Origin of the sequence: Bradyrhizobium sp. (assembly GCF_049798375.1) — a bacterium.
In the GTDB taxonomy this organism is placed as follows: Bacteria; Pseudomonadota; Alphaproteobacteria; order Rhizobiales; family Xanthobacteraceae; genus Bradyrhizobium.
In genome coordinates this window covers 1-11,137 of record NZ_JBARGP010000339.1, presented here as the reverse complement: position 1 = coordinate 11,137, position 11,137 = coordinate 1, and the positions used below count along the sequence as shown (strand labels likewise).

Genomic DNA, 11,137 nt, shown 5'->3' with positions numbered 1-11,137 from the left:
GTGTAGCCCTTGGCGCCGCCGCCGTAGAAGGTGGCCTTGTCGAAATCGTTCAGCGGCGCGCCGGCCTTCAACCGGTCGACCAGGTCGGGGTTGGAGATGAACAGCTTGCCGAACGCGATCATGTCGGCGGCACCGGAATCGACCATCTGATTGGCGAGCGCCAGGTCATAGCCGTTGTTGGCCATGTAGGTGCCCTTGAAGCGCTTGCGCAACGAGGCGTAGTCGAACGGCGCGACGTCGCGCGGGCCGCCGGTCGCGCCCTCGATGACGTGGATATAGACCAGCTTGAGCGCGTTCAGCCCATCGACGATGTAATCGAACAGCGGCTGGGGATTGCTATCGGAGACGTCGTTGGCCGGCGTCACCGGCGAGATGCGGATGCCGGTCCGGTCGGCGCCGATCTCGGACGTCACCGCCTTGGAGACCTCGAGCATCAGCTTGGCGCGGTTCTCGATCGATCCGCCATAGGCGTCGGTGCGCTTGTTGGTGCCGTCCTTGGCGAATTGGTCGAGCAAATAGCCGTTGGCGCCGTGGATTTCCACGCCGTCAAAGCCCGCTTCGATCGCGTTGGCGGCACCCTTGCGGAAGCCGTCGATGATGCCCGGAATTTCGGGCAGCTCGAGCGCGCGGGGCGCCGAGACATCGGCAAAGGCGCCGCCGACGAAGGTCTTGGTCTTGGCGTGGATCGCGGACGGCGCGACCGGTGCGCCGCCGTTCGGCTGCAGCGAGACGTGCGAGATGCGACCGACGTGCCAGAGCTGCAGATAGATGCGGCCGCCCTTTTCATGCACGCGATCGGTGACTTTGCGCCAGCCGGCCACCTGCTCCTTGGAATAGATGCCGGGGGTGTCCTGGTAACCCTGGCCTTGCTGCGAGATCTGGGTCGCCTCCGAGATCAGGAGGCCTGCGGAGGCGCGCTGGCCATAATAGTCGATGGCCAACGGGCTGGGTACCAGCCCTTCGACCGCGCGGTTGCGGGTCAGCGGCGCCATGGCGATGCGGTTGGAGAGCGTGATCGCGCCAAGCTTGTAAGGCTCGAACAGTTTGGAGGGCTGGCTCATGTGCTTTTTCCAGTGGTGAATGATGGAGAGGTGTGCGTGGTCACAAAGTGGGCCAATGGCGGAACCATACGCCAAGCGCAGCGGCGCGCGGCGATTTCGCCGCTTGGCTCGGCCGGATGCTCAGGCGACGCCGAGGAAATCGCGCTTGCCGATCTCGACGCCGTTGTGACGCAGCAGGCCGTGGGCGATCGCGGCATGGAAATAGAAATTCGGGAACGAGACGCGGTTGACGAAGTCCTGGCCCTTCAGCGTCGTGGTGGCGCTTGGGCCGCTCGGGAAGGTGACATCCTTGCTGTCGGCACCCTCGAACTGCTCCGGCTTGAAGGTCTTCAGATAGTCGATGGTCTTAGCCAGACGCTGGCGCAGCTCGGCGAAGCTGGTCTCCGTGTCCGGATTCGAGGGAATCGCGCTCTGCGTCAGCCGCGCGCAGCCCCTGGCGGCGGCATCGCAGGCGAGCTGGATCTGTTTGGTGAACGGTAGCATGTCCGGATAGAGCCGCGCATTCAGCATCACCTCGGGCTGGATTTTCTTCGCCTCGCAATGGGCCTCGGCCTTGGCAAGCAGGCCGGACAGGCTGGTAAGGATCGGGAGATAGGCGGAAACAGTGGCGTCATAAAAGGACATGGGATGCTCTCGTGAATGGAGGAGGTCGCAATAAAGCGCTCCACCTCCGACATGGGGCGGCTTCCAAGAGAATGCAACTGCATCTTTCTTCGATTTTTTTAGACGTCGATCCCCGTGCCTGTCGCGTCGATCTGGACGGTGGGGGCTGCCCGTCGAGGAGCGAAGCGACGAAGCGATCCAGAGGGCCGCAAAACGAAGAGCTTGGATTGCTTCGCGGAGCCTGTCATCGGGCTGCGCGTCCGCGCGGACCCGTTGGCTCGCAATGACGGCTACTGTGCCGGTTCTGCCTGCGCCCGAGGGCCGCCGCGCATCCGCGCCACCAGCTCCGCCGTCGGCCAGGAATCGGCCGGCAGGCCATATTTCACCTGCATCGCCTTGATCGCGGTGCGGCTCTGCTGGCCGAGCACGCCGTCGATTTTGCCGACATCGAAGCCGGCGCGCACCAGGAGCTGCTGCAGCTCCTTGATCTGGTTGAACGGCAGTTGCGCGACCGGACCTGTGGGCCGCCGCATCGGCGGCGCGCCGGCGATCCGGCTCGCCAGGTAGCCGGCCGTGGTCGAGTAGATCAGCGAGTTATTCCATTCGGTGTAGGCGGCGAAATTGGCGTAGGCGAGGAACGCCGGGCCGTTTCGGCCGATCGGCAGCAACACGGAGGCTTCGAGATTGTCGTTAGCGAGCCGCCGTCCATCGGGATAGGTGACGCCGAGGCTGATCCATTTGCTGCGTGGCGCCTTGATGGTGAGGTCGGCCTGCTCCCAGGGGAAGTCTTGCGGCAGCCTGATCTCTTCCAGCCACGGCTCGCCGCGTCGCCACTTCAATCCGTTGGCGATGTAGTTCGCGGTCGAGCCGATCACATCGGGGGCGCTGCGCAGCAGATTGCGACGGCCATCGCCGTCATAGTCGACCGCGTAGTTCACATAATGCGTCGGCAGGAATTGCGTCTGCCCGAGCTCGCCGGCCCAGGAGCCGATCATCTCCGATGGCGACAGGTCGCCGCGGTCGATGACCTTCAGCGCTGCGATGGTCTCTCCCTGAAAGCGCTCGCTGCGGCGGCAGTCATAGGCCAGCGACACCAGCGAGCGCAGCGTCGGCAGATTGCCCATGTTGGCGCCGAAGTCGCTCTCCAGGCCCCAGAACGCGGCGATGACGGCCGGCGGCACGCCATACTCCTTCTCGGCGCGCGCGAACGCGGCCGCATAGGTGCGGATGTGCTGCTGGCCATTCTGCATCCGGTAGGTCGCAGCCATGCGGCCGGCGAACTCGGTGAAGAGCTGCCCGAACACGCGCTGGCCGCGGTCGCGGTTGACGATGCCCTGGTCGTAGACGAGGTAGGGCGAAGCCTCCGCGATCGCGCGCTGCGACACGCCGTCTGCGGCGGCCTTCTGCTTCAGCTCGGCGAGAAAGCGATCGAAGCTCTGGCCGTTATGGCAAGACGCGGCGCGCGGTGCGGGTGCCCTCGCGACGCGGGGCGCTCTGCTGATCGGTGCGGGCGCAGGCGCGAATTGGGCCTCGGCCATCGATGCGAAAGTGAGGGTCGCTGCGACGGCGGTCAAAATGGCTCGCAGGGCAGGCAAGGAACTTCGCATTCGGTCTCACCGCTCGGTGGCATGTGCTGATGAAACCATCGATATCCGAAGCGGTGTGAAAAGAAAACGGCGGGCGAGTAGCGAATGGGAGTGGCGAATAGGGCAGAATGGCAAGCTTTGCTATTCGCCGCTCCCTATTCGCCATTCGCCCACTCTCATCCCACTTTCGCCAGCGCCGCCTGCGCTTCTTCTTGAATCCGCTTCAGATGCGCCGCGTCGCGAAAACTTTCGGCATAGAGCTTGTTGACGTCCTCGGTGCCGGAGGGCCGCGCCGCGAACCAGCCTTGGTCGGTTTCGACCTTGACGCCGCCGAACGATTGGCCGTTGCCCGGCGCCGTGGTGTGCACGGCGCGCACGGGATCGCCGGCGAGCTCCTTCAGGCCGAGCTTCTCCGGCGTCAGCGCCTTCAGCGCCGCCTTCTGCGGCGGCGTCGCCGGCACGTCGATGCGGGCATAGACGGGCGCACCGAGCTCGGATGTCAGCTCCTTGTAGAGCTCGCTCGGATCGCGGCCGCGCTTGGCCATGATCTCGGCGGCGAGCAGGCCCATGATCGGGCCATCCTTGTCGGTGGTCCACACGGTGCCGTCGCGCTTCAGGAACGAGGCACCGGCGCTCTCCTCACCGGCGAAGCCGAAATTGCCGGAGCTTAAGCCCTCGACGAACCATTTGAAGCCGACCGGCGTCTCCACCAGCTTGCGGCCCAGCTTCTGCGCGACGCGGTTGATGATCGAGCTCGACACGATGGTCTTGCCTACAGCGGCATCTGCGCGCCAGTCCGGCCGGTGTCCGAACAGATAGAAGATCGCGGTGGCGAGGAAATGGTTCGGGTTCATCAGCCCGCCGGAGCGGGTGACGATGCCGTGACGGTCGGCGTCGGTGTCGTTGGCAAAGGCGACGTCAAAGCTGTCCTTCATGCCGATCAAGCTCGCCATCGCGTAAGGCGACGAGCAGTCCATCCGGATCTTGCCGTCCCAGTCCACGGTCATGAAGCGGAAGGTCGGATCGACGCGCTTGTTCACGATCGTCGCATCGATGCCGTAGCGCTCGATGATCGGCTCCCAGTAATGCACGGCGGCGCCGCCGAGCGGATCGATGCCGATCTTGATGCCGGCGGATTTGATGGCGTCGAGATCGACGACGTTGGCGAGATCGGCAACGTAGGGTGTCATGTAGTCGTAAGGATGCACCGAGCCCGATTTGCGTGCCTGCTCGTAGGTGAGCCGCGAAACGCCGATCAGATCATTGGCGAGGTAGGTATTGGCCTGGCGCTCGATCTCTCCAGTCGCGTCGGTGTCGGCCGGGCCGCCATGCGGCGGGTTGTATTTGTAGCCGCCGTCCTCGGGCGGATTGTGCGACGGGGTGACGACGACGCCGTCGGCGAGATGGTCCTTGCGGCCCTTGTTGTAGGAGATGATCGCGTGCGAGATCACCGGCGTCGGCGTGTAGCCGCGGTCCTGGTCGACCATCACCTCGACGCCGTTGGCGGCGAACACTTCCAGCGCGCTGACCAGCGCCGGCTCCGCCAGCGCATGGGTGTCGATGCCGATGAACAGCGGGCCGTCGAGGCCCTGCTGGCGGCGATAGTCGCAGATCGCCTGCGTGGTAGTTAGGATGTGGTTCTCGTTGAAGCTGGTCTTGAACGAGGTGCCGCGATGGCCCGAGGTGCCGAACGCGACCCGCTGGGTCGGCTCCGCCGGGTTCGGCTTGAGCGCGTAATAGTCGGTGATCAGCCTCGGGATATTGGCAAGCGCAGCATCTGCGACCGGTTTGCCGGCGGCGGGGTCAATCATGGCCATGGGACGTCCTCAAGCTCATTCCAACATTGCGATCGGCGCTTCGTTCCCCGTGCGGTGAGATCGACGGCCGCTCTCTACCAGCTGTGCGCCTCGGGCGGCTACCATGCCCCGGCACGGCGGGCGCGATCAACGGAGAAACGCAACATGGGAGCAGGGGACATCAATCGCACGCGGCGGTCGGTCTTGCACATCGCCTGTTACGCCATAGCGACGGCGATGGCGGAGGGATCACTGGCCCGATCTGTGAGGGCCCAGTCCGAGGCCAAGATGACCACAATATCAGGGCACGCCGAACGGCATCTATAGCTGCGCGACCTGCACGCTGTTTGTCGCCCCAACGCCTGCAAGGTGGTGGAGGGCGAGGTCAGCCCGGACGGCTGGTGCAAGGCCTATGCCATGGCCGATTGAGTTTCGGGCTATCCCAAGAGGTTTGCCAACTCGCGAAATTGTTTGCGTGCTGTCGGCGCAGAAAGCGGTGCGCTCCCTATCCAAGTCCTTTACGGGACCGCGACGAGCTTCGCTCGCGCTGAGGCTGGGGTGAGGGACAGCGGGCCTTGCGCCGTTGCGCCCGGGGTGTGGCGCGCTATTTACTCAGCCTTTGGTGGCAGCGTCCCGACCTCAGGCCGGCAATCGGCTGTTAGTCCGGTCCGGGCGGCCGTTTTGTCGGTGCTACATTAACCATCGCCAGCCTCAGTGCGCTGCAGGGGCCGATATTTAAGTCTGAGTTTAACGCTTGTCGGAAGAAATGGAGGCCAGCAGATCCGGCGATGCAAACGGACTTCGCGCGCCGTCCAACCTTGCAGGAGCAATATCGTGAGAGCGCTTCACTACGGCGCAATGGCCTTGGTCGCGGCGCTTGCGCTTGGCGGCTGCAGCCGCCAGCCACCATTGCAGGCCGCCGCGCCTTGCGTCGATCTGGCGGGCGCGCCCTGCGCCGTCAAATCCGCGCCGGCACTCGGTCATCAGGAGCCGTCATTATCAGGCCGGGCAGCGGGGACGCACCGGCACAGATCAGCAGCCGCCGTACGGCACAAGCGGGTGCGTCACCACGTCGAAGAACATTACAAGGTGATGTCGCGCCAGCCGCAGGTCGTAGAAGCGAGGCCGGCAGCGACGCCGGCCGGGGCAGCGACGCCGACGGCCGGGGCAGAGCCGGCGATTCCGCTGGCGAAATGGAGTGCGGGGGCGCCGGCTCGACAGCCTGAAGCGCGGCCGGTCCCCATGCTGACGCCATCATCGGACTCCAGCGGCGCGTCGGTCCAGGAGCAGGTCGCGGTTGCGACCGCGCTTGCCGACCGCATCACGGCGCTGTCGACGCTGCCGGCATCGAACGGCAAGCCGGACCCGGCCCCGCGCAGCGAGAGCATTGCCGTTCCGGCGCCGTCGCGACTCGTCGCGGTGCTGATGGTCCGGCCCGGTGTGCGGGCGATCTCTGACCTGCGTGGCCGCATCATTGCGATCGACGAGCGCTATGCCACGGCCCACAACAAGGTCGCGGCCGGGATGGCTGCGGCAGGCGCCGCCGAGGTCCAGCTTATGCAGGGGAAGGGCACCGCGATCAACCGTCTCACCAACGGTGAGGTGGCCGCGGCCATCGTAGCGCTGGTGGCGCCGGAAGCCGCCGAAGCGTTTCCGGAGATCGCGGGCTACAATACCTTCCGCGTCCCGCTGCCGGCGGCGATGTAAAGCGGCAACCGATTCCAGCGTATCTCAGGACGCGCCGGCCGGCACCGGCTGCGTCCTTGTCTTGGCAGAGCTGTTCTTAGCAGCGCTGTCCTTGGCAGCGCTGTGCGAGCGCACCGCCTCACGTGCGGCCGCGAGCCCGTTCGGGAAACCGCTGCGGTCGGTGTAGGAGCGGCGCCTGCCGCGCTTGGGATCGTGCTGCATCGTGACGTCCTGGGCGGCAATGTAGTCCAGCGCCGTGATGCCGCCTACCATGATCAGCGCCGCCAGCACACTGCCACGGCGCGGATTGTCGAGCCGAAACTCCGCGAGCAGCGTGGCGATGTCGAGGCCGTCGCCGGCGACGCGGCTCCACAAGCCGGCTTTCTTGTCCGGCGACAGCGTCGTCATGCCGGCGACGATCTCGCGCACGCCGTAGGCACGCACCAGCCGCTCCTTGCCGTGCATGCCGAGCATCTCCGTGACACGGTGCGGCGCAAGTAACTCGACCGTACCGAGCGCCAGGCTGAACCAGCCGAGGCCGCGCGCCAGCCTGTCTGCCGAGGTCAGCGAACTTGCGCCGGTGCTGATGATCTTCGGATCGCCTTTGGATCGTACCAGGTTGGAAAATTGAAACATCGGTGACGGCATCCCTTACGGTTTCAAGACCACTTTGATGCAGCTGTCCTGCTTGTTGCGGAAGACGCGGTACATGTCGGGCCCGCGCTCCAGCGGCTCGGTGTGGGTGATGACGAAGGACGGATCGATCTGTCCGCTTTCGATCCGGTGCAGCAGATCATCGGTCCAGCGATTGACGTGGGTCTGGCCGGTGCGGATGGTGAGGCCCTTGTTCATCAAGGGCCCCATCGGGATCATGTCGGCCAAGCCGCTATAAACGCCCGGGATCGAAATGATGCCGCCGGGACGGCAGACATAGATGGCCTCGCGCAACACGTGGGGCCGGTCGCTTTCCGCCATCACCATCTGCTTGGCGCGGTCGAGCAGCGTGTCGGGCTGACCGAGGCCGACATGGCTCTCGAGGCCGACGGCATCGATGCATTTCTCCGGGCCTTTGCCGTCGGTCAGCTGCTGCAGCCGCTCGACGACGCTTTCGTCCTCGAAATTGATCGTGATCGCGCCGCCGGCTTCAGCCATTGTCAGCCGCTCGGGGACGCAGTCGATTGCGATCACCTGTCTGGCGCCGAGCAGGAGGGCGCTGCGGATCGCCATCTGGCCTACCGGGCCGCAGCCCCAGATCGCGACCGTGTCGGTCGTCTCGATGTCACATTGCGCCGCCGCCTGCCAGCCGGTCGGGAAGATGTCGCCGAGAAACAGTGCCTGGTCGTCCGACAGGCTGTCCGGAACCTTGATGTGGGTGGCGTCGGCATAGGGGACACGGAGATACTCGGCCTGGCCTCCGGGATAGCCGCCGGTCAGATGGGTGTAGCCGAACAGGCCCGCGGTGGCGTGACCGAACGCCTTGTCGGCGAGATGCTTGTTGCGGTTGGTGGTCTCGCAGACCGAGAAATTGCCGCGCCGGCACTGCTCACATTCGCCGCAGATGATGGTGAAGGGCACCACGATGCGGTCGCCCTTTTTCAGCTTGCCATCGACGCCGGAACCGACCTCGACGACCTCGCCCATGGCTTCATGGCCCATGATGTCGCCAGGCAGCATGGCCGGGATGTAGTTGTGGAACAAATGCAGGTCGGAACCGCAGATCGCGCAGCTCGTCACTTTGATGATCGCGTCGCGCTCATGCTCGATCTCGGGATCGGTGACGGTGTCGCAGCGAATGTCCTCTTTCCCGTGCCAAACCAGCGCTTTCATGCGCGAACCTCCAGCTGAACCGTCGCCAGGGCAAGTCGGATCGGCAGGGATGGTTGCTATCGGACGCTGGCTTTCTGAGCGGGCCGCGACCCGCCGGGACGGCAGAGGTCATAGCGTGTGAGGAAGCTCCTTCGCGGTGAACTGTCCGTGTGTTGCCACCCCTCCAGATGGCCAGCCGCCAGACCGTCAGAATGAGGGTCTGTTTCGCGGCGACGTCTTAGACCTCGTGGTGAGGGCGCGGCAAAGCCGCGCGTCCAGACGATCCTCTCGAATCGCTTCGACAACTATGAGGCAGCGGACCGGAGGCTTAGGACTTTGCCTTCTTGGCCGGCTTGTTTGCCTTCTTCGGTTTGCTGGATTCCTTGGGCGCTTTTGTCGCCGCAGGCTTGCCGGTCGGCGGCTCGGCTTTCTTCGCGACCTTCTTTTCAGTCGTCTTGGGCAACTCGGCGACCGCGGCCTGGCGCATCGCGCGGGCATAGCTGTCGGCGGCGTTGTCGGCCGAGAGCAGCAGACGGCGCGCGGCGGCATTGGCCTGCTCGAAGGCTTCCCGCGCCAGCATCTTGAAGCGCTCCTTGGCGTCCTTGTCCTTGGCCTTGACCGCCATGCCGCTGAAGCGATCGCGCCGCTTCTTCGCCGCCGCCAAAATGCTCTTGTTCTGCTGTTTGGCCAGTTGCCGGATTACGGCATCCAGGTCGGCGTCGGCCATGGTCGCTCCTCAAGAATCGTCATAAACGGAAGGCGCGCGACTATGCAATCGCGCGCCATGCTTGGCAAATCCGGCTCTTACGACGCCTTACCTTTGAAAAAGGTTTACGTCGCTGCGTTCGCATTCGCGCCGACCCGGATGCGGCCGCGCCCGATCGTCAGCACCAGGATGCAGCCGACCGCGGAGATCGCCGCCAGCGGCAACAACCCGAGCGGATAGCTGCCGGTGGCGTCCTTGATGACGCCGAGCAGCCAGGTGCCGATGAAGCCGCCGATATTGCCGATCGCGTTGATCTGCGCGATGCCGACCGCGGCCGAGCCCACTGACAGCCATTCGGTCGAAAGCGCCCAGAACGGTCCCTTGACGATGTAGGTCGCGGTCACGGCGACGCAGAGGACCAGGATCGTCGGAGTCAGGCTGTTTGTCGCGAGCGACGCCGTGAGGCTCGCCGCCAGCAGCGCCAGTGGAATCGCGGTGTGCCAGATGCGCTCGCCGGTGCGGTCCGAAGTCCGGCCCCAGATGATCATCAGCACCGAGGCGATGCCGAACGGAATCGAGTTCAGGAGGCCGGTCTGCATGTTGGTGAGGCCGAACGATTTGATGATCTGCGGCTGCCACAGCGACAGGCACTGGCTGGCGCCCGATGCGCCGGCATAGATGAAGGACGCCGCGAGCACGTATTTGTCGCTCATGATCGCCCACAGCGAAGCGTGGCGCGGTGCCGTGGTGTCGTTCTCCTCCTCGGTGGCGAGTTCACGCGCGACCAGCTCGCGCTCCTGCGGGGTCAGGAAGCGTGCGGAGGAGGGGCGGTCCGGCAGCACGAAGATGGTGGCGAGGCCGAGCAGCACCGCCGGCACCGCCTCGAGGATGAACATCCATTGCCAGCCGCGCAGGCCGAGCACGCCGTCGACCTGCAGCAGCGCGGCCGAGATCGGCGAGCCGAGGAAGCTCGAGACCGGGATCGCCACCATGAAGATCGCGATGATGCGGGCGCGGTAGGCGCGCGGGAACCAGTAGGTCAGGTACAGGATCACGCCGGGGAAAAAGCCGGCCTCGGCCGCGCCGAGCAGCAGCCGCACCGCATAGAACGAATTCGGGCCGGTCACGAAGGCCATTCCGGCCGCGACCAGACCCCAGCTCATCATGATGCGGGCGATCCACAGCCGCGGGCCGACCTTTTTCATCGCGAGATTGCTCGGGATCTCGAACAGCACATAGGTGATGTAGAACAGCCCGCCGCCGAGCCCGAACGCGGCGTGCGTCAGCCCGATGTCGTGGTTCATCTGCAACGCGGCGAAGCCGGCATTGACGCGATCGATGAAGGCGATGAAGTAGCAGACCATCAGGAACGGCACGATGCGCCAGGTGATCTTCGACATGATCGCCGTGGTCGCCGGATCGGCGCTGCTTGTGGCCTGTGGCTGGCTGATCGGTTGCGCCATGCGACGCCTCCCCCTGATTGGTGTCGTTGCTTGTCGGCCGTTGTAGTCATATACATGACTGCATGACAACCCTCTCCTCGCATATGATGTCGTCAGATACCCGGCTGCCGCTCTATCAGCGCCTGCGCGACCATCTCGCCGCCCGGATCGCAGCGCAGGACTGGAAGGCGGGCGATCCGATCCCGTCGGAAGCCGAGCTCGCCGCCGTCCATGGCGTGTCGATCGGCACGGTGCGCAAGGCGATTGATTGCCTGGCGGCCGAGGGGCTTTTGGACCGCCAGCAGGGCCGCGGCACCTATGTGCGGCGCGCCCGCTTCAACTCCTCGCTGTTTCGCTTCTTCCGCTTCCACTCCGAGAGCGGCGAGCGCAAGGTGCCGGAGAGCCGCATCCTGCAGCGCAAGCAGCTCGCCGCACCCTCGGCGGTTGCCTC

The 11,137-nt window shown here is 65.2% G+C and carries 10 protein-coding genes; 2 read left to right on the top strand and 8 right to left on the bottom strand.

Annotated elements, in window-relative coordinates:
- The 4 genes from WA702_RS14345 to pgm all read right to left on the bottom strand — a co-directional run.
- Nucleotides 1-1,061 (bottom strand): alkene reductase (locus WA702_RS14345; RefSeq protein ID WP_425111195.1); only part of this gene is annotated, 1,061 nt, incomplete at its 3' end.
- A gap of 120 nt (nt 1,062-1,181) precedes the next feature.
- The gene (locus WA702_RS14340; protein WP_425111194.1) at nt 1,182-1,685 is read right to left on the bottom strand and encodes a DUF1993 domain-containing protein; all 504 of its coding nucleotides are present in this window, start codon (nt 1,683-1,685) and stop codon (nt 1,182-1,184) included.
- Between the two features lie 269 nt (nt 1,686-1,954).
- Complete coding sequence (locus tag WA702_RS14335; RefSeq protein ID WP_425111197.1) at nt 1,955-3,202, bottom strand: lytic murein transglycosylase; 1,248 nt, start codon at nt 3,200-3,202, stop codon at nt 1,955-1,957.
- A gap of 224 nt (nt 3,203-3,426) precedes the next feature.
- Entirely contained in the window at nt 3,427-5,067 is a 1,641-nt protein-coding gene (gene pgm / locus WA702_RS14330) for a phosphoglucomutase (alpha-D-glucose-1,6-bisphosphate-dependent) (RefSeq protein ID WP_425111193.1), read from the bottom strand.
- Nucleotides 5,068-5,880: 813 nt separating this feature from the next.
- On the opposite strand from pgm, the gene WA702_RS14325 reads away from it, so the two are divergent.
- Nucleotides 5,881-6,753 (top strand): hypothetical protein, encoded by an 873-nt coding sequence (locus WA702_RS14325; RefSeq protein WP_425111192.1) that lies wholly within the window; start codon nt 5,881-5,883, stop codon nt 6,751-6,753.
- A 24-nt stretch (nt 6,754-6,777) separates the two neighbouring features.
- Here the strand turns inward: WA702_RS14325 and WA702_RS14320 are convergent, their stop codons facing one another.
- The 4 genes from WA702_RS14320 to WA702_RS14305 form a co-directional block, all read right to left on the bottom strand.
- Nucleotides 6,778-7,368, bottom strand: coding sequence for a hypothetical protein (locus tag WA702_RS14320; protein WP_425111191.1), 591 nt, complete (start codon nt 7,366-7,368; stop codon nt 6,778-6,780).
- 15 nt (nt 7,369-7,383) lie between these two features.
- On the bottom strand, nt 7,384-8,559 hold the full coding sequence (locus tag WA702_RS14315; protein ID WP_425111190.1) for a zinc-dependent alcohol dehydrogenase: 1,176 nt from the start codon (nt 8,557-8,559) through the stop codon (nt 7,384-7,386).
- A 307-nt stretch (nt 8,560-8,866) separates the two neighbouring features.
- Complete coding sequence (locus WA702_RS14310) at nt 8,867-9,265, bottom strand: hypothetical protein (RefSeq protein WP_425111189.1); 399 nt, start codon at nt 9,263-9,265, stop codon at nt 8,867-8,869.
- Between the two features lie 104 nt (nt 9,266-9,369).
- Complete coding sequence (locus WA702_RS14305) at nt 9,370-10,707, bottom strand: MFS transporter (RefSeq protein WP_425111188.1); 1,338 nt, start codon at nt 10,705-10,707, stop codon at nt 9,370-9,372.
- Between the two features lie 83 nt (nt 10,708-10,790).
- Here WA702_RS14305 and WA702_RS14300 point away from each other — a divergent pair.
- Nucleotides 10,791-11,137: GntR family transcriptional regulator (locus WA702_RS14300; RefSeq protein ID WP_425111196.1), on the top strand; the 347-nt coding region annotated here is incomplete at its 3' end.